At 67.2% G+C, this 25,020-nt stretch carries 20 protein-coding genes and 2 pseudogenes; 16 read left to right on the top strand and 6 right to left on the bottom strand.

The genetic code is table 11. The features are described from left to right. Positions 1-109 precede the first annotated feature (109 nt). The 3 genes from groL to ACSMXO_RS27800 all read right to left on the bottom strand — a co-directional run bounded on the left by groL (position 110) and on the right by ACSMXO_RS27800 (position 3,023). Positions 110-1,681, bottom strand: coding sequence for a chaperonin GroEL (gene groL, locus ACSMXO_RS27810; RefSeq protein ID WP_455414452.1), 1,572 nt, complete (start codon positions 1,679-1,681; stop codon positions 110-112). Between the two features lie 279 nt (positions 1,682-1,960). Beyond that, positions 1,961-2,440: a DUF5994 family protein gene (locus tag ACSMXO_RS27805; RefSeq protein WP_455414451.1), complete on the bottom strand. Its 480-nt coding sequence runs from the start codon at positions 2,438-2,440 to the stop codon at positions 1,961-1,963. Between the two features lie 241 nt (positions 2,441-2,681). After that, positions 2,682-3,023: a lipopolysaccharide assembly protein LapA domain-containing protein gene (locus tag ACSMXO_RS27800; RefSeq protein WP_455414450.1), complete on the bottom strand. Its 342-nt coding sequence runs from the start codon at positions 3,021-3,023 to the stop codon at positions 2,682-2,684. A gap of 844 nt (positions 3,024-3,867) precedes the next feature. Between ACSMXO_RS27800 and ACSMXO_RS27795 the strand changes: the two genes are divergently transcribed. Beyond that, on the top strand, positions 3,868-4,185 hold the full coding sequence (locus ACSMXO_RS27795) for a hypothetical protein (protein WP_455414449.1): 318 nt from the start codon (positions 3,868-3,870) through the stop codon (positions 4,183-4,185). Between the two features lie 22 nt (positions 4,186-4,207). Then, positions 4,208-5,683 (top strand): tetratricopeptide repeat protein, encoded by a 1,476-nt coding sequence (locus tag ACSMXO_RS27790; RefSeq protein ID WP_455414448.1) that lies wholly within the window; start codon positions 4,208-4,210, stop codon positions 5,681-5,683. Between the two features lie 398 nt (positions 5,684-6,081). Here the strand turns inward: ACSMXO_RS27790 and ACSMXO_RS27785 are convergent, their stop codons facing one another. Beyond that, positions 6,082-7,056 (bottom strand): glycoside hydrolase family 6 protein, encoded by a 975-nt coding sequence (locus ACSMXO_RS27785; RefSeq protein ID WP_455414447.1) that lies wholly within the window; start codon positions 7,054-7,056, stop codon positions 6,082-6,084. A gap of 781 nt (positions 7,057-7,837) precedes the next feature. On the opposite strand from ACSMXO_RS27785, the gene ACSMXO_RS27780 reads away from it, so the two are divergent. The 5 genes and pseudogenes from ACSMXO_RS27780 (at position 7,838) to ACSMXO_RS27760 (ending at position 11,783) form a co-directional block, all read left to right on the top strand. Beyond that, entirely contained in the window at positions 7,838-8,851 is a 1,014-nt protein-coding gene (locus ACSMXO_RS27780) for a LacI family DNA-binding transcriptional regulator (protein ID WP_455414446.1), read from the top strand. An 856-nt stretch (positions 8,852-9,707) separates the two neighbouring features. Further along, the gene (locus tag ACSMXO_RS27775) at positions 9,708-10,529 is read left to right on the top strand and encodes an SAM-dependent methyltransferase (protein WP_455414445.1); all 822 of its coding nucleotides are present in this window, start codon (positions 9,708-9,710) and stop codon (positions 10,527-10,529) included. A gap of 134 nt (positions 10,530-10,663) precedes the next feature. Then, a pseudogene (locus tag ACSMXO_RS27770) lies at positions 10,664-10,765 on the top strand (IS5/IS1182 family transposase); the annotation flags it as partial. 134 nt (positions 10,766-10,899) lie between these two features. Then, positions 10,900-11,061: a hypothetical protein gene (locus ACSMXO_RS27765; RefSeq protein ID WP_455414444.1), complete on the top strand. Its 162-nt coding sequence runs from the start codon at positions 10,900-10,902 to the stop codon at positions 11,059-11,061. Between the two features lie 77 nt (positions 11,062-11,138). Next, positions 11,139-11,783: an alpha/beta fold hydrolase gene (locus ACSMXO_RS27760; RefSeq protein WP_455414443.1), complete on the top strand. Its 645-nt coding sequence runs from the start codon at positions 11,139-11,141 to the stop codon at positions 11,781-11,783. Here the strand turns inward: ACSMXO_RS27760 and ACSMXO_RS27755 are convergent. Further along, entirely contained in the window at positions 11,735-12,175 is a 441-nt protein-coding gene (locus ACSMXO_RS27755) for an FG-GAP repeat domain-containing protein (protein WP_455414442.1), read from the bottom strand. The two genes, ACSMXO_RS27760 and ACSMXO_RS27755, sit on opposite strands and share 49 nt — an antisense overlap. A gap of 169 nt (positions 12,176-12,344) precedes the next feature. Here ACSMXO_RS27755 and ACSMXO_RS27750 point away from each other — a divergent pair, with 169 nt between their 5' ends. The 9 genes and pseudogenes from ACSMXO_RS27750 (at position 12,345) to ACSMXO_RS27710 (ending at position 21,856) form a co-directional block, all read left to right on the top strand. Then, positions 12,345-12,503 (top strand): hypothetical protein, encoded by a 159-nt coding sequence (locus ACSMXO_RS27750; protein ID WP_346258372.1) that lies wholly within the window; start codon positions 12,345-12,347, stop codon positions 12,501-12,503. Continuing rightward, positions 12,500-12,742, top strand: a pseudogene (locus ACSMXO_RS27745) (hypothetical protein); the annotation flags it as partial. The gene ACSMXO_RS27750 and the pseudogene ACSMXO_RS27745, both read left to right, overlap by 4 nt. 737 nt (positions 12,743-13,479) lie before the next feature. Further along, the gene (locus ACSMXO_RS27740) at positions 13,480-14,514 is read left to right on the top strand and encodes an ArsR/SmtB family transcription factor (RefSeq protein ID WP_455414441.1); all 1,035 of its coding nucleotides are present in this window, start codon (positions 13,480-13,482) and stop codon (positions 14,512-14,514) included. Positions 14,515-15,716: 1,202 nt separating this feature from the next. After that, positions 15,717-16,166: a hypothetical protein gene (locus ACSMXO_RS27735; protein ID WP_455414440.1), complete on the top strand. Its 450-nt coding sequence runs from the start codon at positions 15,717-15,719 to the stop codon at positions 16,164-16,166. Positions 16,167-16,216: 50 nt separating this feature from the next. Next, entirely contained in the window at positions 16,217-17,620 is a 1,404-nt protein-coding gene (locus ACSMXO_RS27730) for a hypothetical protein (RefSeq protein WP_455414439.1), read from the top strand. Beyond that, positions 17,617-17,829: an actinodefensin-associated protein B gene (adfB, locus tag ACSMXO_RS27725; protein WP_346258369.1), complete on the top strand. Its 213-nt coding sequence runs from the start codon at positions 17,617-17,619 to the stop codon at positions 17,827-17,829. Before ACSMXO_RS27730 ends, adfB begins: the two co-directional genes overlap by 4 nt. Beyond that, positions 17,819-18,595 (top strand): hypothetical protein, encoded by a 777-nt coding sequence (locus ACSMXO_RS27720; RefSeq protein WP_455414438.1) that lies wholly within the window; start codon positions 17,819-17,821, stop codon positions 18,593-18,595. Before adfB ends, ACSMXO_RS27720 begins: the two co-directional genes overlap by 11 nt. Beyond that, positions 18,588-20,051, top strand: coding sequence for an alpha/beta hydrolase family protein (locus ACSMXO_RS27715; RefSeq protein ID WP_455414437.1), 1,464 nt, complete (start codon positions 18,588-18,590; stop codon positions 20,049-20,051). The genes ACSMXO_RS27720 and ACSMXO_RS27715 overlap by 8 nt, the downstream gene beginning before the upstream one ends. Then, a complete protein-coding gene (locus tag ACSMXO_RS27710; RefSeq protein ID WP_455414436.1) occupies positions 20,039-21,856 on the top strand; it encodes an ABC transporter ATP-binding protein in 1,818 nt (605 codons plus the stop codon). Before ACSMXO_RS27715 ends, ACSMXO_RS27710 begins: the two co-directional genes overlap by 13 nt. A 337-nt stretch (positions 21,857-22,193) precedes the next feature. Here the strand turns inward: ACSMXO_RS27710 and ACSMXO_RS27705 are convergent, their stop codons facing one another. Beyond that, entirely contained in the window at positions 22,194-24,869 is a 2,676-nt protein-coding gene (locus ACSMXO_RS27705; protein WP_455414435.1) for an ATP-binding protein, read from the bottom strand. Positions 24,870-25,020: the final 151 nt, after the last annotated feature.

Raw genomic sequence — 25,020 nt, 5'->3', positions numbered from 1 at the left:
CTGCTTCATCCCCTGCCCGGGTCGGTCAGTGCGGCCGGGGCCGTGCTGGCCGGCCCGGTCGGTGCCAGACCCGAGGTCGCGGCTGACCGCCGACCCGGCGCCCGGCCGGCTACGGCTTGTCGACGATGAGTACCTCGGTGCTCAGGAACAGCGCGGCAATCGACGCAGCGTTCTGCAATGCGGAACGGGTCACCTTGGCAGGTTCGACGATGCCCGCTTTGATCATGTCGACATACTCGCCCGTGGCGGCGTCGAGGCCCTGGCCGGGCGGAAGTGACTTGACCCTCTCTGCCACCACTGCTCCCTCATGGCCGGCGTTGTCGGCGATCTGCCTGAGCGGCGCGGTGAGCGCGACCCGTACGATGTTCGCGCCGGTGGCCTCGTCACCGGCCAGGTCGAGCTTGTCGAACGCGGTGCCCGCGGCGTTGGCCAACGCCACACCACCGCCGGGGAGCAGGCCCTCTTCGATGGCGGCCCTGGCGTTGCGGACGGCGTCCTCGATGCGGTGCTTACGCTCCCTGAGTTCCACCTCGGTGGCCGCACCGACCTTGATCACCGCGATGCCGCCGGCCAATGCGGCCAGCCGCTCCTGTAGCTTCTCCCGGTCGTAGTCGGAGTCGCTGTGCTGGATCTCGGAGCGGAGCTGCGCGACGCGCCCGGCGATCTGGCCCAGGTCACCCGCGCCGTCGATGACGGTGGTCTCGTCCAGGGTGGCGACCACCCTGCGGGCCCGGCCGAGCATGTCGAGGGTCACGTTTCCCAACGTGTGACCGACGGTGTCGCTGACGACCTGAGCGCCGGTGAGGGCGGCAAGGTCGGCCAGCATGGCCGTGCGGCGGTCACCGAAGCCGGGCGCCTTGACTGCCACCGAGGTGAGGGTGCCGCGGACCGTGTTGACGACAAGGGTGGCGAGGGCCTCCGCCTCGACGTCCTCGGCGATGATGGCCAGCGGCTTGCCCGCATGCATGACCTGTTCCAGGATCGGGAGGAGGTCGGTCAGGTTCGAGATCTTGTTCTCGACGATGAGCAGGTACGGGTCGTCGAGAACGGCTTCCATCCGTTCCGTGTCGGTGACGAAGTAGGGCGAGATGCAGCCCTTGTCGAAGCGGATGCCCTCGGTGAACTCCAGCTCCAGGCCGAAGGTGTTGCCCTCCTCGACGGTGATCACGCCTTCCTTGCCGACCTTGTCCATCGCTTCGGCGATGAGTTCACCGACAACGGGGTCGGCGGCGGAGATGGACGCCGTGGCCGCGATCTGCTCCCTGGTCTCGACCTCCTGGGCCTGGTGGCGCAGCGCCTCGGTCACCGCGACCACGGCCTGCTCGATGCCGCGCTTGAGTGCGACCGGGTTCGCCCCGGCGGCCACGTTGCGCAGTCCTTCCCGCACCAGCGCCTGGGCCAGGACGGTGGCCGTCGTCGTGCCGTCCCCGGCCACGTCGTCGGTCTTCTTCGCGACCTCCTTGACCAACTCGGCACCGAGCTTCTCGTACGGGTCGTCGAGTTCGATCTCCTTGGCGATGCTCACGCCGTCGTTGGTGATGGTCGGCGCACCCCATCCGCTACCCAGCACGACATTGCGGCCCTTGGGGCCGAGCGTCACCTTTACCGTGTCGGCGAGCATGTTCATGCCGCGTTCGAGGCCGCGACGGGCGTCCTCACCGAATACGATCAACTTGGCCATCTGTGTCGTCCTCTACTCGTCGTGCCGACGTTCAGCACTGCTCGGACCGACCTGCGACGAACACATCGCGCGCGCCCACAAAGGGCTCATCCCATTCGGCTGGCACTCACGAAGGGCGAGTGCTAGCTACGGTCTAGCACTCGCCGCCCGAGAGTGCAAGGACAACGTCCTCCTCAGGAACCTCGCCGTACGCCGCCGTGTGGTGCCGCCGGGTACGCGAGGTACCGAAAACCCCGCCCCACCGTGGTCTGCCCGCACCGCCGGTGGGACGATGCCGCCTTACCGCGCGTCCGACAAGGCCCGGGGCGGCGTGAGACCTGGCTGACCGCCTTCGTCCTCCCAGACGGCTGCGGGAGCGTCATCGACCGCAGCGGGAGTGGACGTGGTGACGGCGAGCAGGATGTGTTGGGGGTGCACCTTGTTGCTGGTGACGGCGGCGAGGACCATCGCCGCGTCGGCGGTGTCGCTCGCGGTCTCCGGCGGGACGATCAGCAGGTCGACGCGGTCGCCGTTGGCGCACAGCGCGGTGATCAGGCTGATGGGCTGGCTGCTGAAGTAGCCCAGCCGGAGGACCCGGTCGGCCAACCCCAGCCGGCGGGGGTGGGTGTCCCAGCCGTCGGCGGCGAGGACGAGCCTGGTGACGGGTCCGCGTAGTTTGTCGATGGCCAGGACGAGACCCGGCAGTTCCGCGACCGGGTCGGTCGAGCGGGGCCACCAACCGCCGTCCAGGAGGGTACGGCGGGAGCCGGTGGGTTCCATCCGCAGTCGTGGAGTCGATGGCGGCGTTGGCGAGATCGTCGTCGCGCGGCTGGTAGCAGTGGCGTGTGTCATGGCAGGTTCCTTCTGCCCGTCGCCGCAAGGGATCCGGCGAAGGGCTGCAGTCGGGAGAATGGCAGGCCGGGGCGTCGAGCTTGGCGGCGGGGTCGCGGAAGGCGCGGTTGCGCAACCGCAGCCGGTCTTCGCGCCCAGGCTCGTCGTACGGCCAGCTCCAGGGCGCAGATCAGTGACGCTGGCGGCGGGACAGTATGCGCAGTTGGGTGATGCGGGCGGCGCCGACCACCACGGTCAGGATCGCGACGCCGACACCGGCGATCAGCAGGGCCAGGGCCAACGGCAGAGTGCCCTGCATCCACAGGAAGGTGACCTCGACGCTGCGGGTGTTCTGCAGCATGAAGACGATGAGCACCACGCAGATGAGCGCGGCGGCGCAGATCCCGAACCAGGCGGCGCCGGTGCGGGTGTGTGGTACCCGGGTCGTCGACCGTGCGGCCGAGGGCTTCGGCGATGCCGTGGTGGCCGAATCGATCGGCGCGCCTCGGGTGGTGCGGAGATGGTTGGACACGACATCCCCCTCTGGGGGGTGGGCCGGTATGGCGGGCACCTCAAGGCTGGGATGTCGTCGCTTCCGGGATGACCCCATCGTACGCCTGTTCGGCCCAGCATGCCCAGTTGCCTCGATCGAGGGCGGCTGCCCGCGCCGTGGTCTAGGGAGCACGCCGAGTCTGTCGAGGCTGACGCGCGAGCTGTTCACGTACACCTCGATGGACTGTCTGCTGACCCCAGGTTCACAGCAGTGGTCAACACGTACTGCACGACGACAAAGTCACAGTCGTCCCTGCTCCGATGATGCTTGATCGATTGACGGAATCGATCCCGATCATCAGTCCGTCGCTGGTAGTGCGGGGCGAAGGCTGGTGCCGGACTGGCCTCGACGCTTCTGATGGCGCGTACCCGGCAAGCGGGGTCCTCGGTGCAACGACCTCTCACCGGCGCCCGCGGGTACATCTCCGGCGCGATCCGGGTAGCGCGTTTCGCCGAGCGCCTCCAACGGCTGCGGCAGCGGCTGGTGGCCACCGCCCGGCACGGCAAGGGCGCCCCCGCTTCGCCGGGCGTCAACCACCGTCCAGCCGCGACGTTGCAGCTCAGCCAACACCTTGCCGGCACGAACGGCCCAGAAAATCACGGCCTCGTCGTGACCGCGTCCCACAATCTTGAAGCCGCTGGCCAGCACCGGGACGCGGCCGAACCGGCAGATCGATACCAGGCTGGTGTGAACTCCGTACAGGATCGAAGCCGGTACCCGGCGGATCAACCGGGCACCGCAGATCATCCCTATCGGCCAGGCTGCGCCGTGACACCGAAGGCGTCGCTACTACCGGGGTGGACTGGCTGCGGGCAAGACCCCGATGAACTGGCTACGGGCGCTGAAGCGGCGGCTGTCCGACATCGTCTACCGGCAGATGGTGGCCGACGCGAAGCAGCTCGGGACGGGTCCCGGAGGACTCGTGGGGGCGACTCTGCGATCCGGCGCGGCCGACCCGAATCGCATGATCGACACTTCGGAAAGTCACTTCCCGGATCCGCCGCACTCCAGCCTAGAACAACCCTTGCCGCGGCCGCTTGACGACACCGAGGGGTGCCAGATGCGGATGGCCGATCATGGTTGGTCGATCGGGCTGGGCGGGGCGTCGCTCAAGGTGTTCCCAGGGTGCGAACGTCGGTAGGACGGGCCTAAGCTTGCAGGTCGTGACGACATCCCTCACTCCGGTCGAGGTGGCTTTCGCGCTGTTGCGGGAGGGTCGTATGGGCGACGCGGAGAACCTCGTGACGCGCGAGTTGCAGGCCGCCACGGACAAACACGGTCACGGCAGCCCGGAATGGGCCTCGGCCCAGTGCGACCTCGGCAATGTGCTGCTCAACACCGATCAACGCGACCGCGCGATCGAGTGCTACCGCCGCGCCGTCTCCGCGACGCCGCGCGATCACGAGTCCCGCAAGGACCAGTTGACCTACCGACTCAATCTGGGCTTGGCGCTCCGCATGGCCGGACGACTCGACGAGGCGGAGACGGAGTTGCGCCAGGGCGTTCAGGAGCGGCTCGCCTTCTACGGTCGCGAGCATGCCGGGTACGCGTTCGGCCTCGAACCGCTGGCGGACCTGCTGCGGCAGCGTGGCGATGTGGCAGGTGCCCGGCAGGTCGTCGAGGAGGCGGTGGCCAACCTGTGGCGCAACGGGCACGAGCGGGTGGCCTCCGCGTTGGCGCTGCGAGCAGCGATTGTGCATGCCGGTGGCAGCGGCGAGCCGCTCTTCGCGGGCCTGCACCACCTGCCGGACGAGGTCGTCGAGCAGCTCGGGCGGGCCGTCACCCAGATGCTGGACCATGACGATCCAGCGTCCAAGTCCCTGCTCACCTCCCTGGTCGCCGCTTTGGAGGAGCGGCTCGGCGTCGACCACCAGGCGACGCTCAACGCCTTGTCCGCGCTGGCGAACCTCGGCCGTGATCTCGGTGACCAGGCGGGGCGGATTGATGCGATCGAGCGCGTGCTCGCTTCATACGACCGCCAGGGCCGGCAGGAAGAGGCGCTGATGGCAGCGCTCGGCTTGGCGATGGCCCAGGACGAAGCCGGCGATGCCGAGGCGGCGCTGCGCACGTACGCGTCGGCGCACGCGAGGGCGGAGCGCATCGGTCGTCCGGAGCTGCGGAGTCAGGTGCTGCGCAACTGGGGTCTCGCGCTGAAGGAGGCCGGCCAGGTGGGCCCGGCGGAGCAACGGCTGACCGAGGCAGTGAACCAGGCGCGCCGCGGCGCCGACCACGACACGGTCGGGAGGGCCTGCATCGCCCTCGGTCTGTTTCTCCAGCACGAGGCACGGCTGTCGGAGGCCCGCACGGTCCTGGAGGAGGGCCTGACCGTCATGGATCCCGTACACCCGGACGCGATCATCGGCCGGAGCCACCTCGGTGCGGTCCTGGATGGCCGTACCTGCGGGTGCGGCGACATGGCGGGCACGATCGCCGACGCTTTCCGCGAGTTCGTCATCACCAGGCTTCCCGCCGACCTGCTCGACCGCCTCGACGTGGCGATCGTAGAAGGCGACTTCAAGATCGATGTCGGGCTGCGTCGACAACCGACCGAGTCCGAACTCGAGCGGCTCAACCACGTCTTCCAGACCGCTCACGCGGAATTCCGCAGCCGGCTCAGCGAGCCCCGCTACGCCGGCTGACCACCCGACTGCCGGTGCAGTACCCGGGCCATCGGCGCGCGAGGCCAAGCTTGGACCTCGCCATGATCACACGCACTGCGCTCGGCAGTTCCGGATAGCTGATCTTGGCCGTTTTCGGTCGGATGTAGTACCTGAACGACGATTGAACCTTTTCAACCCCAGGTCGGGGCGCACGCGCCGCGCGGTTCAGGTTGAAAAAGGTTCATTGGTGATGATGCTTGTGCGGGAGTCGAGTCTTCAGCAGGTGTTCCACCCAGCTGTCAGTGCCCCACCTGTGAAGTGCCCCTCCCGCAAGAGTTTCGGTGAGCCGGTGCCGTCAGTTCCTCTTGCGGGAGGGGCACTTCGCTTGTCTGCACCGGGCGAACCGGCTCACTTGGTGATCGTCGTGCGGAGCCAGCTCAATATCCGAAGATCATTTTATAGGCCACCTCGGGCAGGAATTGCCCGGCGCTGGATCCGGCTCCGACCCCGCAATTGCCGTCGGACTCTCCCGGTGTCTTGAGCCACAGCAGCATCTCGGCACCGCCTCCGATCTGGGTCGGCGTGCCGATCCTGCGGCCGGCCGGGTTGCACCACTGACCGTTGGAGCCGTTGCCGTTGCGGCTGGTGTCGATCACGTAGGGCTTGGTGTATCCGAAGTCGTTACGCAGCGTGGAGACAACCGCGTTGCCGTAGTTGGTGTTCTCGCCGGTGGTGAAGTAGTTGGATACGTTGAGCGCGAAACCGTGGGCGTTGGCGACGCCGGCCATGTTGAGGCGTTGCGCCATCGTCCGAGCGTCGACCCAGCCGGGATTGCCGGCGTCGAGGTAGGCCCATGTGTTGGGCGCTTTGGATCGGAACTGGTTGGCGGCGCGGGCGAGCATGCCGACGCGGTCGTTGATCTGCGCCTGGGTCATGCAGTTGAAGTCGCCCAGTGAGTCTGGTTCGAGGACCACTACAGCGGGCCGGTTGCCGATAGCGCTGGCGAAGGCTGCGATCCATGCGTCGTAGGCGGCGACGCTTCCGGCACCACCACCGGAGTGTCCGCCGCAGGCGTCTCTGCCGGGGAGGTTGTAGGCCACGAGCAGGGGAAGTTTGTCGACGGCGTCCGCAGCTGCGACGTAGTTGCCGACTGCAGCGGTGATGTCGCCACTCCAGTTGCCGAACCAGGAGGCCATCGGTTTTTGGGCGATCTCGGTTCTGATCGCGTTGGCGCGTCCGTCGCCAGGGTTGGCGGCGACCCATGACGCGGGGCTGGATTGGGGATTGACGTAGAAGCCGCTGGTCTGGCTGATCGGATCGGCGTGGGCGGCCGACGAGCCGAACAGGATCGCCGGGACCGCCACTGTCAGCGCGGCCGCAAGCGCGAGCAGCGGACGGGCGGGTCGTTTCATTGCGAGTCTCCTAAAGCGTTGAGAAGTGCATCGACATGAACTGGTGCTGGGTGCCTGGACCCGCGGTTCCGTCAACCTCGGGACCGCCAGCGACGGTGCCGTGGTGGGTCAGAACACGTTCGCCTCATCCGCTCCCTACCGCGTCGCCATCACGCAGCCGGCGAGGGGAAGCGCTCTGAGTGGACGTCCGGGTGATTCCGAAGCTGACGGATCGACCTCCACCTGTCTGATCACCGCGCTGCGGTCGGTGCTCTGTGACGTCCCGCGTTGAGGCGCTGGTGAACTCCCACGGGCCCAAGGCTGGAGCCTTGCTGGAAGCGCTTCCAGCATGATTCCATCCAGTTACATCGATCTAATGGTGAGCATCCGACGAGCGAAAGTCAAGGTTGCTCCCCGAGTCCACGGTTCTGGCGCACGGTCCTCGCGGGGAGAAGACTGGAACCGCTTCCAGGCCGTGACGCTGGTTCACTCTCCGACTCGGGCGGCGCGACGGCGCGCGAGCGCGGATCAAGGTTCGTGTGCGCTTCCACCGCGTGACGAGGAGCTGCGGGAAGGATCTACCAAGGTCCGGCTACTCGAAGATGCCCATGGCCCTGGCAGCGCATCGCATGTTGGTGCGTGGTACCCGGCATGACCGTATCGACCATGGTCGTCGGAGGCCGATACCATCTACCAGCGACGTCAGCACCGCCGGTAGCCGGGTTGGCGCCGAGCGAGCCACGCCGGGTGCCTTCGTCGCCGGCCTGTCCCCGACGTTAGGCAGGAAGGACGCGGCATCGAGATGGAAACAGACACGACTCGGCGTCAGCCCACGCTCGATGAGGTGGCCGCGCGCGCCGGTGTGTCACGCTCTGCCGCGTCTCGGGTCCTCAACAAGGCGCCGCACGTCAGTCGCGCCACGCGCGACGCCGTCGAGAGGGCCATCAAGGAACTGGGGTACCTGCCCAACCGCACTGCTCGTGCCCTGGCCACCCAACAGACCGGAATCGTCGCCCTCGCCATCCCCCACGACGATCCTGAGCTGTTCGCCGATCCGTTCTTCGGTCAGGTCATCGTCGGTGTCTCCTCGGCGCTCGAGGACACCGACTTGCACCTGTTGTTGTGTCTGGCCAGTTCCGGTCGGGGCCGTTCCCGGCTCACGAACCTGCTGAACACGCGGGGCGTCGACGGCATCATGTTGATGGCCCTACGCGGAGACGACCCGCTGACCCACATTGTGCGCCGAGCCGGCCTGCCGGCCGTGTACGGCGGCCGGCCGTTGCATTTCAAGCCGCAGTGGTACGTCGACTCCGACAACCTCGGTGGGGCACGGCTCGCTACTGAGCATCTCATCAGCCTCGGTCGAACCCGTATTGTCACCGTCACAGGCGAGATGGACACTGAGGCCGGCGCAGCCCGCTACCGCGGTTACCGCGAGGCGATGATCATGGCGGGTCTGACCCCGTACGGCATGGCGGAAGGTGACTTCACCGAGGCCAGCGGCGCCGCGGCGATGACAACGCTGCTCGACAACCATCCGGATCTTGACGCCGTGTTCGCTGCCAGCGACAACATGGCGGCCGGCGCCCTGCGCGTGCTGAGCGAGGCCGGTCGGTCCGTACCGGCGGACGTGGCGGTCGTGGGCTTCGACAATCTAGGAATAGCCGAACGAACCGATCCACCATTGACCACGGTTCACCAATCGATTCAGTCCTTGGGAAAGGAAATGACCCGAGTACTCATCGAATTGATCGCGGGCCGGGAAACCGCGTCCCTTATCCTTCCCACGAGATTGGTACTGCGCGAATCCGCATGATTGAACCTTTTTCAACCTCCCCTTGCGGTCCGACGGCAAGGCCGGACGCGGTGCGTAAGCGCAGCGCGGCCCGCGGCCATGAGCGCGCGTCGCGGTGGAGGGCTCCGGCATGGTGAGATGACGGCTGTGGTGATCAGCGAAGCCGATGGCTGGCCGATCGGCGAAGCCTCGAGGACCTCACCGAGTACGCGATGGGGCAGGGCGCCGAGGGTTACGACGTGCATGAGGTGCGGCTGTGTAGGTCGGCTACTCCCTCTATGTCGGTGGTGACGGAATCCGAGCGATCGCCATCACGAGCCGCTGTGTCGCTTGCGGGCGGCTCGGTTACTGGGACGACTGGATGATCCGCAGCGGAGAGCTACAGCTGTTGGATCGTGTGTAGGTCTTCCTCACGCGACCAGCAGGGCATCCCCGGCGTACTGACATCGGCCGGGTCGCTCGTCGGCATGGTCACGTCCCAGAGGCCATGGAGGCGGCGAGGATGTAGTTGGGGCGGCGGTCGAGGTTCTTGCGGGCGCGGTCGTAGCGCATGGACGTGCGGGGATCGACGTGGCGGCGGCGATCTGGACGTGCGGAGGCTGACGCCGGCGTCGATCCGTAGCCCAAGGAGGCCGAGCATGGTGACCAGGGCGAAGTCGTTCGGGTTGGCGGACTGTCGTGCGGTGGTGATCAGGGCTTCGATCTGGAGGTGGCCCAGGCCGAGGGTGGGTGATTGAGACGGCACTGGACCGCGAGCAGCGACCCGGCTTGCTGCCCGTCCACCGTGCCCGGACCGGTCCACAGAGGGGCTGGGTACGGTGCGTGACCGATGTAGGGTCGCCTGCACGAGTGACGACATCGTCTTGCGGAGGCAGTGGTGGAACGTCGTAGCGAGGATGCTCGCGGAGTCGATTTGCGAGCCGACCGGGCGCACGGCGCACGGATCTACGACTACATCCTGGGCGGCAAGGACAACTTCGCCGTTGACCGCGAGGCCGGCGAGAACTCGTTGCGGATATGGCCCGCGTTGAGGGTTCACATGCAGGCCAACCGGTCCTTCATGCACCGGGTGGCGCGTTTCCTGGTCACCGAGTGCGGGATCCGGCAGTTCCTCGACATCGGCACCGGGCTGCCGACATCACCGAATCTCCATGAGGTTGTGCAGTCGGTTGACCCGACCGCACGTGTGGTCTACACCGACAGCGATCCGATCGTGCTCGTGCACGCGCAGGCTCTGATGGTCGGGACGGCACTGGGACGCACGGCCTACGTGGCGGCGGACATGCGCGACCCCGAGACGATCATCACGGCGCCGGAGTTCCTGCGGACCCTCGACCTGAGTCAGCCGGTCGGGTTACTGCTGATCGCGATCGTGCACTTCATCGAGGACGACGCGGAAGCACGGCGGGTCGTACGGCAGGTCTTGGACGTGCTGCCGGCGGGCAGCTACCTGGCGATGTCCATCGCGACCGATGAATTCGACCCGGTCCCGCTGGCTGAGGTCCAGCGGGAGTACAACAGGCTCGGTGAGACCCTCATCTTCCGCGACCGTGCCACGGCGCTGGGTTTCTTCGACGGCTTGGAGTTGGTCGAGCCGGGGCTGGTCCAGGTTCACAAGTGGCGCCCGGACGGGTCCGAGGCGCCAGGGATCGCAGACAAGGACATCGCCATGTACGGGGCGGTCGCGCGAAAGGCCTAGGCCTGCCTCATGGATCATGAGTGGAGCCTCCCGTTAGTCGGGGCGGCGCGACGAACTGCTGCGCCACCTGCGCCTTCGAGCACTGGCGGAACGAACCTCAACTTCGTCGGTGTTGAGGACGCCGAACCCGGATCTGGCGCACGAACCTGACCATGCGCCAGCTCGGCCGCTGTGTCGGGCATCCGGTCATCGACACCATCGGACCCCTGCTCGCCCTCACCCCGGTCCGACGGCGACCGGGCGGACGACCGGTACGGCACCATGCGATCCACGGCCTCGCAGTCGTCGGCGACGACCGAGCCTGGGACCAGGCGCTGTCCCTGCTGATCCGCATCCTGGACCGCCAGGTCGCGGGCGCGGGCGGGTGCCGATGTCGTCGCTGCACGGCTTCTTCGAGGCCATGGTGATCATCACCTACCTGATCCGGCATCTCGACGACGGCACCGGCACCCGGAAGCGGCACGCCCGTCGGCGGCAGGTGCGGTCGATGCGGGGACAGCGCTGGAGGCGCGGCGCGCATCGTGCCACGTGAGGTCTTCGGCGGCTGACCGGGTGTGGCGAACCGGGCCGCGTGGCTAGCTGTCGTGCCCGTGTGTGAGGCTTCGGGGCATGGCGACTTTTGTTCTGATCCATGGCGGCGGGGGCAGCGCCTGGGACTGGCATCTTCTGGTCCCTGAGCTGGCCAGCCGCGGCCACGACGTGGTGGTGCCGGAGCTGCCGATCGGGGACAGGTCGGCGGGGTTTGCAGAGTTCCGCGAAACGGTCGTCAACGCGATCGGTGACCGGAGCGACCTTGTGGTCGTCGGACACTCGTACGGTGCGTTCACCGCGCCACTGATTGCCGACAAGCTGCCTGTGCGGCTGATTGTCCTGCTCACTCCGATGGTCCCGGAGCCCGGCGAGAGGCCCGGGGATTGGTGGGGCAACACCGGTTACCGCGGCGTGGAGGGGCTCAGCGAGGAGCAGCAGTTCTACAACGGTGTGCCGGCCGAGGTTGTCGCGGAGGCTGCGGCGCATGGCCGGGAGCAGGTCAGCGCGGAGTGGAACGAGCCGTGGCCTCTGGACGCCTGGCCGGACGTGCCGACGGAGGTGCTCATCGCCCGCGAGGACCGGTTCTTCCTGGCGGACTTCCAGCGCCGGGTGGCCGCCGACCGGCTTGGCGTCGTTCCGGACGAGATCGACGGCTGTCACTCGGTGGCGCTCAGTCACCCGAAGCAACTCGCCGACCGGCTGACCGCGTACCTGTTGCGCTGAAGGTGCAGGGAGCCGTCCCACAGCAACTGACGGCGACGACGCACCGAAGCGGGCGTCCCGCTCGCGGTCTCCGAAACCCGGCTGTGCCGCAGCCACTCCTTCGTCCCGTCGTCGAAGGCCATGACCACGCCGTTGCCTGGCGTAGCCGGTGCGGTGTGGAAGGCGATCACGGCGTCCGTCGCCCCGTTGCCGTCGAAGTCCGCCAACTGATAGTCGTTGATCTCACCCTCATCCTGCTTGACCGGCCCGGGCACGAACTGCCCAGCGGCGGTGTTGAGGAAGGTGCCGAAGCCCTCGCCCTGGTTGCTCCACCACAAGACGTCGGTCAGCCCGTCGCCGTTGAAGTCCGCCGTGCCGATTTCGTTGAGCTGGATGTCGGCGGTGGTCAGCACCCGGGGACGAAGTTGCGGAGGACCAGCATCGAACCGTCGGCGCCGTTCGGCTCGCCGTAGAACGATCCGAGAACCAGCTCGACACTTTTCCGTCGCCACCCAGGTCGACGGCGGTCCCCATGCCCAGGCAGTGGGTGACCGGCAAGGTCGCACGCGGTGGAACGTACAGGTGTTCCTCGGCCGTGCCGGTGCCGCTCCACTGGACATGGACCGCGCACCGGTCGAAGTTGCTGGACATGCCCAGGGTGACCCGGTCGAGGCGCCGGTCTCCGTTCAGGTCACCCCAGACCAGTGGGCGCCGGAGGAGATCTCGGCGCACGTGCAGTGAACCTTTTCGACCTGGACCGCGCGGCGCTTACGCACCGCGTCCGACCGTGCGGTCCGTCGGACCGCAAGGGGAGGTTGAAAAAGGTTCAGTACATGCGCGACTTCGCGGCCCGGATCGAGGGGAACGGCGAGTTCGTCGACGGTCAGGCACTCGGCCCCGAGGGGACGTTCGTCCAGTGCGACGGTGAGGGGCGCCGGCCAGTCACCGACGGGCCGTTCGCCGAGACCAAGGACCGTGTGGGCGATTCCAAGAGCGCGTGTGCTTTTCCCATGCTGTCCAACGGCCATTCAGGTCTTCTTCAGATCGGCCTGCGGCGTCTCGTTCTGACGGCGCAGCCTCGCCAGTCCGGCCTCGTCGGCCCTTCTCTTCGACCGCCGGGCCGGGCGGCTGGTGTCTGTCGCACCGCCGCCCAGCAAGCCCACGCCACGCCCTCGCCCACTCGATGACATGCGACGAATAGGCGCCCTCCCGACGCAGGATTGCCCCCTTCTCGCCGTTCGGGGCGCCCTTTTACTCGGCGACGTACACGAGGGTCTCCGATCCCGTCCCAGGTCAGCATCCCGCGTTCACGCGAGGTGTCTCACACCATCCTGACCAAGAGGGCCTCGAAGGTTGAACGCAGGGGCGTTCGGAGTCGTTCGGAAGTGTCCCGGACGGCGTTCGATCTTGTGTCCGCCGGGACCGACGAGGACCGTTTATGACGCCTTTCCCGGTCGCATGGATGTCCGGCCGACGGGTGTGCCATGGAGGTTGCACATGTTTCTTCCGCCTGTCCGATGGAGAACGGAAATACCCGCAGCCATGCCGAAACGGATGTTCGACGGGATGCCAGGCACAGATCCGAACGGTTCGTCGCCGCCCGCCCCCTGCGGTGGCGGACGTGATCCGGGCCGGGCTGGTCGCGCCCTCACCTGCCGGGGCCTGGATGGACCGGTGCCCCGCGGCTCCCACCGGCTGCGCGGCGGGGAGGGCCGGCGTGGTGCAGGCGCTTGAGATTCCCGCCGAAGGGCTCAGGCATGTCCGCTTCGGCTGGTCGATGCTGAGCGAGGCCACCCTGTCGTTGTGGGCGGCCACCGGAGGCGACCAGACGCCGTGGATCCGGCGATGGTGGAGCGATGTGCGTGGCCGGCTGACGCCGGGCAGACCGCGCCTGTTGCGCGAAATCGTCGGGCTGGGCGGGTACCTGCCGGACTTCCTCCTGCCGGTGGCGGCTGGCGGCTCGTCCTCACTCGACGAGGAGCTACATGCACTGGTGACCACACCGACAGGGTCGATCCGGGAGGAGTTGACCGGCGCCATCACGGGTGCGAAGCGAATGGGGCTGGTCGACCCCGCTCTGCCGCTGGCCACTCGCCTGCTGGACGCGCGCGGTGAGGACGCCTACCTGGCCACTTTGGCGGATGAGCTGAGAACCTACTGGAAGGCGGCCTTGGCCCCGTATTGGGACGGGCTGCGGGCCGACCTGGAACTGGAGTTCGATCACCGGGCGCGACTGCTCGCCGCCGGCGGGGTGCAGGCGGCCATCGCTGACATGAGTCGGCACCTCGCCTGGAGCGGCGACACTCTCCTCGTCGACATCCCGCCACGCGCCCGGCTGACCGCCGGCTCGGGGCTGTGGTGTGTCGGCTCGGCCTTCATGAGCGACCGGATTCTCATGACCAGCCGTCCCGACGACACCGTGGCCATCTACTTCCCCGCCGCCGGAAGAGCCACCGCCGCGTCGGGACGGCAGCCGCTTAGGCAGGTATCGCGGGACCTCACGGAGCTTCTCGGCGCGACCCGTGCCGCGCTGCTGGCCGACCTTGACATCGTTCACACCACCGCCGATCTCGCCCGGCGCCACCACCTGTCGGCCGGCACCGTCTCCCATCACCTGGGCATCCTGCACAAGGCGGGGCTTCTCGATCGCGGGCGTGACGGCAAGCGCGTGCTGTACCGGCGTAGCCCCCTCGGCAACGCCCTCACCCGCCGATCCATGCCCCAGGCCGATGAAAACGTGCAGGCCAGTTAGCCTCGTCGATTCGATGCTAGTCGAATCGACGGCCCTGTTGGTCCTCGACCCGGGCTCGATCATCATGTTGTAATCGCTGAAGGTTCGCTTCGGCGACTTGATTTACATAACGGGGGGAGGTGAAATTATGATCACGACTTCTGTCGTTGACAGGCTGGCTGGTAATAGCCTCCAGCAGCACATGTTTGCGGCCCAGTCCACTGTGGCTCAGGAATGTGGAAGGGAAGGCGCTACGTGTCTCTTCACGTTCGCGTGCTGCGATGGCCTGTACTGCCGCCTGTACAACGATTGGGTGCCGGACGGTCACTGCCGCGTCGGCTGAGGCATTTCTGTCTTGGTTGTTGACGCTAGCCCCGGTGGGGTTGCGGTGCCGATCGCTCAATTCCAGAGCTGGGTCGGGCCGCTCGTTGAGCGGCCCGACCTGGTGCGGTCGAGATGGATTGCACACTGATGCTGCCCGCCTGGAAGGACGTGATTGCCCATAACTGCGACTCCAGAACTGGATATGAGCCCAAGCGAAGGAGTTCCGGTAATGGGGAGAACGGCGGCGATGGAAGCGTGTGAGTCGCTGGGGTCGGTACTGCAGGTGATACCGGGTCGCCCGGGCGCGGCGGGTCGACGGCGCTGTGGCCTCGTTGCGGGTGGGGCAACGCAACGCGGGTGTGACGGCAGGCGCGTGCTGTACCGGCGTAGCCCCCCTCGGCAACGCCCTCACCCGCCGATCCATGCCCCAGGCCGATGAAAACGCGTAGGCCAGTTGACCTCGTCGATTCGATGCTAGTCGAATCGACGGCCCTGTTGGTCCTCGACCCGGGCTCGATCATCATGTTGTAATCGCTGAAGATTCGCTTCGGCGACTTGATTTACACAACGGGGGGAGGTGAAACTATGATCACGACTTCTGTCGTTGACAGGCTGGCTAGTAATAGCCTCCAGCAGCACATGTTCGCGGCCCAGTCCACTGTGGCTCAAGAATGTCAGCCGTATGGCCGTATGTGTCTATTCACGTATACGTGCTGCCCTGGCCTGTACTGCCGCTGGGCGGATGCGGACGGTCACTGCCGCGTCGGCTGAGACATTTCTGTCTTGGTTGTTGACGCTAACCCCGATGGGGTTGCGGTGCCGATCGCTCAATTTCGAAGCTGGGTCGGGCCGCTCGTTGAGCGGCCCGACCTGGTGCGATCGAGATGGATTGCCCACTGATGCTGCTCGCCTGGAAGGATTTGACTGCCCACGCTGCGACTCCAGAATTGGATATGAGTGCAAGGGAAGGGGTTTCCGTAATGGTAAGGATGGCGGCGATGGAAGCGCGTGAGTTTCTGGAGTCGGTACGGGATGGCGTGGGGGCGTACAGAATCGAATCGTGGCCCCAGGTGACACCGGATCGCCCGGCGCGGCGGGTCGGCGACGTGGTGGCCTCGTTGCGGGTCGAGCAGCGTACCAGTGTTGGGTTCTTGGGACCTGTGGAGGACGCGCTGTATGTGACGGCAGGGCTGCGCGGGTTGGGTTTCCCGGCTTCGTTCCACCTAGGCCGGGAAGCGGTGCCTGCGATGCCACCGGCAGGATTCTACGCATGGGTGGAGTGTGACGGCGAAGTGGTGAGTACATCCCTTCCTGTCAAGGAGACGTATCTAGAGGTATATCGGGCATGAATCGAGTTGAAATAACCAAGCGTGGCGTCCGGTCGAGTGGTCCGGGGACGATGGTTCCCGGGCTGCGAATCGCCAATTCGAAGGATTCGTTTGAATTGGCGCTAGAGCTGCCGTCGACGCTGCCGATGTATTACCGGATCGATCCTTCGGGGTTGGAGTGGGGCGAGGATCTGGCGGCTTTTGCCGGTGGCGCGGCGGTTCCCGCTCCGGAGGCGTGGGATCTGCTCGCCCTGGTGCACGGCAACGTACCGGCGCCGGATGACGCGCTGGGTGTGCCTGGGGTTCAACGACTGACGCTCGGCACGGTGGTGCGGGTGGACGCCGCTGGGGTGCGGGTAGAGCGGCAGGCACCACGATTGCCTGCCCCCGAGAGGAAACTGATCGACGTGGTCGGTGCGGCGCTACCGGATGGTGCGTTCGGGATCGCCTACAGCGGTGGACTTTCCTCGGCGTTCCTGGCGGTGGCGGCGTACCAGGCGGGCAAGCGGCCGCTACTGGTGCACGCGGATCTGGGCGCGGCCTTCGCGCACTTGCCGGTGCCCGAGATACCCGGCCTGGAGCTGCGACGGGTACCGATGGATGTCTCAGAGTTGCTGGACCATCACCTGATTGCCACCGAGGTACCACGACCCCCGACGCCGGAGGTGGAGGTGCGCCGCCGCCTCGTAGCGAAGTTGTCCGCGGCGGTGGAGCTGCCGCTGGCAACCGGGACACTGCTGGAGGACCTGGTCTCGATCCGGTTGCCCGAAGCCGAAATCAGCGACGAGAAGCTCCTCGAATGCGAGCCGTTCCACGTGGCCGGCACCCTGCGCACATTGGCCGAGGCGCGCAAGCTCCTGCAGGAACAGACCGTGTATACGCCCATGGCCAGCGTGGAGGGCACACCAGAGCAGCAGCCCGGTGCCCAGCCGCCGCCGGTGCTGGCGGGAACGAACTTCATGCCTGGTCTGACCGAAGCAGGCCGGGAGGAATGCGACATCGCGCGACAGTTGCGCCTTCCGCTGTGGGAAGAACACATCAAGTCCCTCCCGCCGGTGTTGGGCAAGGCCGACGCCGCTCTGGCCGAGCGCGGGGGAGCCGGCGCGGTGCTGCCAGCCCTCGACCCGCAGGTCCTCGCTGCGGTGGCCGCCCTTTCGGCCGACGACATTGGCCGGATCGAGCAGGGCGTGTTTCGGAACAACCTGCCGCTGTGGCAGGCGATCGAGGCGCACGGCGTCACCGGCGTACGGCGGGCGGCGTCCGGTTACTGGCTGCGCCTGGCCGCTGCGGAGCACCTGTATGCGCAGCGGGACAAGCTGGCCGCGTATGTCGCTGATTCCCCCCTGGCGAAGGCAGGTCTGATCGAGGCCGAGCAGGTCGCCGCGGCACTGCGCGACCCTCGGCAGATGAGCGAGAACGCCCTGGCCCTGCTGCGGTTGGTGTGGACCGACCACTGGATGCGAGGTCAAGCATGAGCACGGTGAAACTGGCGCCCCAGGTAACCCTGACCCGATTGCCGTACGGCGGAGCGGTCCTAGTGAACGGCGTGAATCTGGCGATCGCCGAGTGCGATGAGCCGCAGACAGAGGCAATCAATGAACTGCTGGCTGGCGGCGTACCGGAAGGGCAGTTGGCCCAGGCTCTGATCGCGGCCGGTTGGGTGATGCTGAGCGATGCTGGCTGATCTGCTGGTGGCGGTCCTGGCTGGGCCCCTCGTCGCCTCCGGTGTGGCGAAGCTGGCGGCGCCGACCGAGAAGTTGTCCTGGCCGATCCGCAGTGGGCCCCTGGCGGCGCCGCATGGCCCGCGGCTGATCGCCGCCGCCGAGCTAGTCGGCGCGGTGCTGCTTATCGTGGTGCCTGGCCGCCTTGCCGCGGTGGGTGGCCTGGTGGCGTACCTGGCGCTGACCGGCGTAGCCCAAGCGCTGCGCGGCCAGAAGTGCGCCTGCTTCGGGCTGGCGCGGCTGGCCTCGGTAGGTCGCACCCACGTCCTCATGAACGCCGCCGGCGCGCTGCTGGCAGTCATCGCTCTACTCATGGGCCCCGGCGACCAGACGGCGTTGCGCGTCGGGTTCGCGGTAGCAGCAACCGCCTTGATCACGGGTGTCGTCTTCGCGGTGGACCACCGTGCCCGCGCGATCGAAGCAGCAAAGGAAAAGCAGATCGTGGAACGCACCGATGCGGTGTACAGCGTACAGCTCTACACCTCCGAGTCCTGCCCATCCTGCCGGGCACTGAAGAAGCTTGTGGCGGGTATGGAGCCGGCCCGCCGCGACGCGGTCGCCGAAACCGTGCTCAGACCCGATGGTGCAGCACCCGGAGCGATGGCGGAGATGGGTGTGCCCTGCGCGCAGGGCCTCGATGCCGCCGGCAAACCCGTCGGCGAACCGGTCTCCGGAATCGGCCCGGTCAAGGCCTTGATCAACTCGATCGTGGTCACTGCACATGCTTAACAGTTGGAGGGACAGCTCACCGAACGGCGCGTGGGCGCGGCTGACCGCCCCGGCCCAATCCTCGATCTCGCAGGCGAATCCCGCCGCCACGTACTGGCGTGAACTGCGGGTGGACCCGGACCTGGCCGGGCTCGCGGTAGACCGGGCATGGCCGACGGTCATCGAGATCCACGCAGACCACACGTCGCCGGGTTGGATCCTGCCGCTCACCGACGTGCTGCCCGCACAACTGGCCTGGCACCCCGAACGGCCCCTCGTCGCAGGACTGGTGGTGCGGGACCGGCGTGCCCATCCGTGGGTGGCCGACTACGCCACCCAGACCGTCACGGTGTTCGACCAGGTGCGGGCCGCGACCTCCCACGCATGGCCCCCTCAAGTCTGGGTGGACGACCGCCTCGTCCTGCTCCTCCCGTCGCCCCCGCCGGCAAAAACCCCGCCGGCACACGGGAATCCGGTGGCGCTGGAGGCGACGGGTCCGATGTACGTCAAGTTCCTGCCTTCCCTACCCGAACTCGCCGCTCTCATCGCTGCCCAGCCCGCGGCGCTGGATCCGGCTACCGGCCAGGCGATCGGACTGACCCACCCGCTGGTGGTCCGGCGTCTGGCCGCCCTAGGCGGCGAGCTCTATCTGGAGTACGCCGAGGATGACCCCGCCTCCGAGGACGGCCTGTCCTGGTCCAGCCTGACCGTATCGGTGGACGGTTCAGGCTCGCCTCGTCCGGTCCCGGAGGCTCCGCACGAGCCGGCGCCGTGGGAGGCGACACCGGCCCCCGAACCAACCCACCCAACGGGGATCAGTATCGAGACCGGGTACCACCAGGCCAGGCTCACGCAGCACCCGGGAAAGCCAGCAACAGTCTTGTGGCTGCGCAACGCCCGCCCTGGAGACCGGGTAACGGAGCCCCCGCTGCTGGATACCGGACACGCGGTCGCGCACCTGGACCTGCCGCTACACTGGCCGGCCGACGCCACAGTGGAATCCCTGCACCCGCAGATAGTCGAGACGGTGCGCGCGGCGATGGCCATCGTGGACGGCCCGATGCTGGTGGGCGGGCACAGCTTCAGTGCCACCCTCGCTCTCTATGCCCTCGCCCATGTCCCCGAGCTGCGTGCAGCGATCGTGCACAGCGGCTGCTACAACCGCACCCTCACCCCGACCGGCTGGCAACACGAAAAACGCCACTTGTGGCAGGCCCCGGACATCTACCGGGCTTTCAGTGCCCTGGAGTTCGCCGACAAGCTCGATCGGCCGGTGTTGTTAGCCCACGGCACCAACGACACCAACCCCGCCACCGCCCCCGAACAATCCGTCGAGCTCTACAAAGCCATCGTCGCCAACGGCGGCACTGCCCGCCTACTCCTCCTCCCCGGCGCAGGCCACACGTTCTACTACGCCGAACACACCGCCTTCCTCAGCACCGAGCACCGCAACTGGATCGAGCGGTGGACCAGGTGACGCCCAGGCTCACCGTCCGCGACATGTGCGCGGCGGCGGTACAGGCCGTACGCATGTCCTGGGCGGCGGACCGGCGCGGTGTCCTCACCGTGGTGGGGCTTCAACTGATCACTGCGGTCGGCCTGGCCGGCGCGTTGCTGCTGTTGCGGGGCATGGTGAACGACGTGATGGCCCTCGCCGGCGGGGGCCGTGCCGGAGTCGACCAATGGAGGCTGGTATCCGGGATAATGGTGCTGGTCGCCCTTGGCGCGGCGGGTGGCATCTTGCAGACGCTCAGTGGGATGCGGCAACAGCTCCTCACCGATCGGGTGGACCGGCACGTCATCTCACTGGTGTTGCGTACCGCCGCCCACACCGAGCTGTGGGAATTCGAAGACCCGGAGTTCCACGACCGGTTACAGCGCGCGGTACACGCCTCGCGGCACAAGCCAGCCATGCTGGTCATGATGCTGGTCGCGATACTGCAGGCGGCGCTGACCGTGCTGGCCATTGCGGCCGTGTTCATCACCATCGCCTGGTGGCTGCTTCCGCTAGCGACCCTCAGCGCGTGGCCGCTGTTCAAGGCCGCCAAGGACCGACGCAACGCCGTGTACACAATGCACCACTCCCTGGCCGAGAACCACCGCCGCCGCCAGTACTTGGAGCAACTGCTCATCGGCCGGGACGAGGCCAAGGAGATCCGGGCCCTGGACCTCGGCGCCACCCTTCACACCCGCTGGGACAGCGAATACGTCCAAGAGTTGAACGGCATGGCCCGCCTCTTCCGCACTCATGCGGGACGCGAAATCGGCGCCAAACTCCTGTCCGGCGCCCTGATCGTCGGTGTCATCGTCTCCGTCTGGGCGTTGATAAACGCCGGCATGGTGTCCCCGGCCGCCGCCTCCACAGGCATGGCTGGACTCTGGTTGCTGTCGAGCCGCATGGGAATGGCCAGTCAGATGCTCAACGACGTGGGCCAGTCCCTCTATTTCCTCAAGGACCTACACAACTTCGCGGCCGCAGCCGTCGAGCCAGCGCCCGGACTCACCGAACCCGTACGCCCATTCAGGACGCTGCGTGCGCGCGACCTGACCTTCACGTACCCCGGGGCCGACCGCCCCACGCTCTACGGTATCGATATCTCACTCCACCAAGGCGAAATCATCGCCCTCGTCGGAGCCAACGGCTCCGGGAAGACTACCCTTGCGAAGCTTCTTGCCGGCCTGTACGCGCCCACTGGCGGAACACTGGTCCGCGACGGCAGCCCCGCCACCGACCTGCACCAACTGCGCCACGGCTGCGCCGTGGTGTTCCAGGACTTCGTCCGCTACAAGCTCACCGCCCACGACAACATCGTTTTCGGTCGCGTCGACGACCAACCCCACCACAGCCGCATCAGACACGCCGCCGAATCCGCCGGCGTCGCCACCCTTTTGGAGAGCCTCCCTGACGGCTACCACACCGTCCTCGGTCGCGAATTCACCGATGGCACCGACCTCTCCGGGGGGCAGTGGCAGAAACTCGCCATCGCCCGCGCCTTCTACCGCGATGCCCCCTTCATCATCCTCGACGAGCCCACCGCCGCCCTGGATCCCCAGGCCGAAGCCGACCTATTTGCCCGCATCCGTCATCTCTTCGCTGGCCGCACCGTCCTACTCATCTCTCACCGCTTCTCCAGCGTCCGCAGCGCCGACCGCATCTACGTGCTCGATTCTGGCCGGGTAATCGAGCACGGTACGCACACCCAACTCATGCGTACCCAGGGCCGCTATGCCGACCTCTTTCTCACACAGGCGGCAGGGTATCTCGACGCCACGCCAGCCTGAGCTTGTTCTTTGTCCTCGAAATCGTTGTGCTGAGCGGCGGGTTGATCGTTCCGTGGACAGCGGGACGGCCTTGACTGAACCTTTTTCAACCTCCCCTTGCGGTCCGTCGGAGGGCGAGGTCCGACGCGGTGTGTGAGCGCCGCGCAGTTCAGGTTGAAAGAGGTTCACTGGTCATGTGCGGTGTCGAGTAGCTTCAGATCACTACAAGGCGGTGAGGGTAAACCTGCTGAAGTCCATCACCTTTGGGCGATGAGGCCGCATACGTGCCTAACGACGCGGCAACCGGTCGCAGACCCGCCGCCCGAGCCGCCAACCCATCGAGATGGACAGTGGCGGTTCACACCAGCTCGTCGACCAGCACCCGAAGCTCGTCGGCCACTGTCTGCTTGCCCAGCCGCAGGTAGATCGTCCGGGCCTCGTCGAAGGCGCGCCGCGCCTCGGACCGGTCGATCCCCGTGTACGCCTGGCCCAGACTCGTCAGCGCAGCCGCCTGCAGGGAGCGCCAGCCACGGGTACGCCATATCGCGACGGACTCCTCCAGATACGGGATGGCCTGTGACGCGCGACCCTCGGCCATTTCGATCTTGCCCAGGATCTCCAGTGCCTCGGCCAGATGGTGATCCATGCTGAACTCACGGCTGAGCCGCAGTGACGTCTTCGCGGTCGCCCGTGCCTCGGAATCTCCGCGCCGTAGCTGTAGCCGGGCCAACGCGAGCATGGTCAGGACCTCCGTGTAGGTGTCCTGGTAACGGCGGGAGATCGCCCACGAGTCGGTGAGCAGCTTTTCGCTCGAATCGAGCATCCCGAGTTCGCGGTGTGCGATACCCGCGAACTGGAGGACAGTCGCCTCGCAGCGCGGATTGCCCAGCTTCCGCGCCTGGCTCAGCGCGAGCGGGAGGTGCGTGGCCGCGACCTCATAGTTCGCCTGCTCGTAGTGGGCAACCGCCAGCGCCAGATGGGCCCGAATCTGACCGCCGGGATGGTTGGCGTGTTCGGCCAGTCGTAGCGCGGTCGTCGCCGTCTCGACCGCCGCGGCGTGGTCACCGCCGGCGGTCGACGCCCAGGAGCACATCACGGCGGCGTCGGAAGCCCCCGCCTCGTGTCCGAGCGCCGTGAACATCTCGAGCAGCCGGTACGCTTCGGTGTGCAGCCGTGCCATGGCCTCGTCCGTGCGGCCCTCGCTGATCCAGGTGGTTACGTCGATCAGCCCTCGCAGCATGACGGCCTCGCCGAGACGGTTACCGGCGCGGCGGCATGTCGTCATGACCTCGGTGTTGACGGTGACCCAGTCGCCGTACATCCCACGTACGTCGAAGTACTTCTCCATGCAGCCGGCGAGGTCGAACGCGAGGTCGTCGAGATCGAGGGCACATGCCTGGCGTACGACGGCCTGCAGGGCCGCGCACTCGGCGTCGAACCAGAGGATGGGGTCGACCTGGGTGAGGCGTTCCTCGAGACCAGCAAGCACCACGCGCGGCGCTGGTCCGCTGATCGCCGCATAGCACGGACCGGGTATGACGTTGGCCATCCTTTCCGTCACCCAAAGCCACGCACCGAGTGCCCGGCCGAGGGCGGCCTCCGGGTCGTCACCGGCCGCGCGGCTCTCTTCGATCGCGAACAGCCGGACCAGGTCGTGGTAGCGGTAGCGTTGCTGCCCCGCCGGATCGCTGCCGCAGGACTTGATCAGTTGTGCGTCGACCAGGGCCTCCAGCAGCTCCTCGGCGTGCTCAAGCGATATGTCCAGCGCGGCGGCTGCGAGCCAGGTGGGGAAGTCGGGCACGCCGACCAGGCCCAGCAGCCGGAACAGCCGGCGCGTCTCCTCATCCAAACCTCGGTAGCTCAACGCGAGCGAGGCGCGGACGCCCAGGTCGCCGGCGACCAGGTGGTCGAGTCGTCGGTGCTGATCTCTGAGCCGCTGTGCCAGGTCGGCGACCTGCCACCGCGGCCTGGCGGCCAGTCGCGCGCCGGCGATCTGTACCGCGAGGGGCAGCCCGCCGCAGAGTTCGACGATGCGGGTGGCCGATACGAGTTCGGCGCGCACCCGTGGCTCGCCGGCGACCCGGCTGAGCAGTTGCAGCGCCTCGGCAGCCGGAAGCACCTCGAGGTCGATCCGTAGCGGTCCCTCGAGTCCGGTCAGCCGGTTCCGGCTCGTGATCAGCACCGCGCACGTCGCCGTACCGGGCAACAAGGGGCGAACCTGTTCCTCCGAGACCGCGTTGTCCAGTACGAGCAGCACCCTGTGATGCGCCAGGCGGGCACGGAACAGCTCGGACGCCTCCGCGACCTCGGTGGGGATCGCCCGGCTCGGCACCCCCAGGCGGCGCAGAAACCGGGCCAGTACCTCCTGCGGCTCGAGCGGGGACGCCTGGGCACCGAGCAGGTCTATGTAGAGCTGACCATCCGGGAAGGAGGCAGCGGCCAGATGCGCGACGTGAACGGCGAGGCTTGTCTTGCCCACTCCGCCCATGCCCGCGATCACCGTGATAGGTGTCGCACCTCTGCCGTCCTTCAGGTTCTGCAGCAGCAGGCGCGATTCTGCAGCACGCCCGCTGAAGTCCGGCACGTCGGGCGGCAGGGTGCATGGCGCCAGAGTCTTGCTGCCCCACGGTGGTACCCGGTAGCCGGCCGAGGTCCAGCCGGCTGCTCGGACTTCTGCTTGCTCGTGTTGGTCGGGCCTGGGCGCCGGCGGCGCGAGGCTACCCGGCTCCACGGCGGTCACTTCGGCGTCCACCGCGAGCGCGTCGCGCGCCGCGACCCAGGCGGCTACCGACGCCTGGTCCAGGCCACAGGCCCGTACGAACATCTCGACGGTATCCCGTTTTGGCAGGGTGGTGCGGTGTAATGCGGTGGCTACGGTACTGGCGGGTAGCGAATCGCCGCCTTTTCGTGCCCTTTCAGCGAGCTGACGATAGGTGAGCCCCGACCACAGGCGCAATTGTCGGAGAGCGGCGATGAAACGTTCGATGGTATCCGTCTCGTCCGGCTGGGGTGGATGCCCGACTGCCCTGGTCACACCGTTCCTCCAGCAACGACCTTGACCGCGGTCACACTCTACCTGAGTGCTGTCGTACTCCTAATACACCGTAGATACACCTATCGTGTGGGGCCACGTTGACGAGTCGATGGGTGGTCGAGTGCGGGAAGACGGAGCGTGAGCACTGGTG

The organism is Plantactinospora sp. DSM 117369 (genome assembly GCF_053764795.1).
Note: the sequence above shows the minus strand (reverse complement) of the source record. Positions and strands in the feature narration are given on the sequence as shown.

Bases quoted from the DNA above. Each gene is read 5' to 3' on its own strand.
- ACSMXO_RS27765 (WP_455414444.1), top strand. From the start codon at position 10,900: ATGTCGTCGCTGCACGGCTTCTTCGAGGCCATGGTGATCATCACCTAC.
- adfB (WP_346258369.1), top strand. From the start codon at position 17,617: ATGAGCACGGTGAAACTGGCGCCCCAGGTAACCCTGACCCGATTGCCG.
- ACSMXO_RS27780 (WP_455414446.1), top strand. From the start codon at position 7,838: ATGGAAACAGACACGACTCGGCGTCAGCCCACGCTCGATGAGGTGGCC.
- ACSMXO_RS27735 (WP_455414440.1), top strand. From the start codon at position 15,717: ATGCTGCTCGCCTGGAAGGATTTGACTGCCCACGCTGCGACTCCAGAA.
- ACSMXO_RS27730 (WP_455414439.1), top strand. From the start codon at position 16,217: ATGGTTCCCGGGCTGCGAATCGCCAATTCGAAGGATTCGTTTGAATTG.
- ACSMXO_RS27720 (WP_455414438.1), top strand. From the start codon at position 17,819: ATGCTGGCTGATCTGCTGGTGGCGGTCCTGGCTGGGCCCCTCGTCGCC.
- ACSMXO_RS27795 (WP_455414449.1), top strand. From the start codon at position 3,868: ATGAACTGGCTACGGGCGCTGAAGCGGCGGCTGTCCGACATCGTCTAC.
- ACSMXO_RS27785 (WP_455414447.1), bottom strand. From the start codon at position 7,056: ATGAAACGACCCGCCCGTCCGCTGCTCGCGCTTGCGGCCGCGCTGACA.
- ACSMXO_RS27760 (WP_455414443.1), top strand. From the start codon at position 11,139: ATGGCGACTTTTGTTCTGATCCATGGCGGCGGGGGCAGCGCCTGGGAC.
- ACSMXO_RS27715 (WP_455414437.1), top strand. From the start codon at position 18,588: ATGCTTAACAGTTGGAGGGACAGCTCACCGAACGGCGCGTGGGCGCGG.
- groL (WP_455414452.1), bottom strand. From the start codon at position 1,681: ATGGCCAAGTTGATCGTATTCGGTGAGGACGCCCGTCGCGGCCTCGAA.
- ACSMXO_RS27805 (WP_455414451.1), bottom strand. From the start codon at position 2,440: ATGGAACCCACCGGCTCCCGCCGTACCCTCCTGGACGGCGGTTGGTGG.